The organism is Mycobacterium sp. P2_H7, assembly GCF_056403275.1.
In genome coordinates this window covers 1-457 of sequence record NZ_JBFUFU010000052.1, presented here as the reverse complement: position 1 = coordinate 457, position 457 = coordinate 1, and the positions used below count along the sequence as shown (strand labels likewise).

The window sequence follows — 457 nt, the reverse complement described above, 5'->3', positions numbered from 1 at the left end:
CTATCCTACTGAGCTACGGGACCACGCGGCCCGACACATAGCCGCTTCGGATCGTTTCGCCAAGAGGCCGGCCGAACGCAAATCGGCCAGCCCTTTGGGGTTATAGTCAGGCCGCCAGCGCCGTTTCGGCCAGCTTCACCCAATAGCTCATGCCGTGCGGGATGACCTCGTCGTTGAAGTCGTAGGCCGGGTGGTGCAGGCCTGCGGTCTCGCCATTGCCGATGAAAATGAAGGCGCCGGGCCTGGCTTCCAGCATATAGGAGAAGTCCTCGCCGCCCATCACCGGCTGGATGGCGCGGTGGACCTGGGTATCACCGGCGACACTTGCCGCGACATCGCTGGCAATCACCGTTTCTTCCGGATTGTTGAAGGTCACGGGGTAATTGGCGTCATAGTCGACCGTGATCGTCGCGCCGAAAGCGGTGGCAATGCCGTCGCAGATGGCGCGGATGCGCTC

1 protein-coding gene is annotated in these 457 nt (G+C 62.6%); it reads right to left on the bottom strand.

All coding sequences use genetic code 11. From position 1 onward, the window contains the following. Window positions 1–106: 106 nt before the first annotated feature. On the bottom strand, window positions 107–457 hold a 351-nt coding region (locus AC1DY7_RS31300), incomplete at its 5' end, for a M20/M25/M40 family metallo-hydrolase (RefSeq protein ID WP_477497647.1).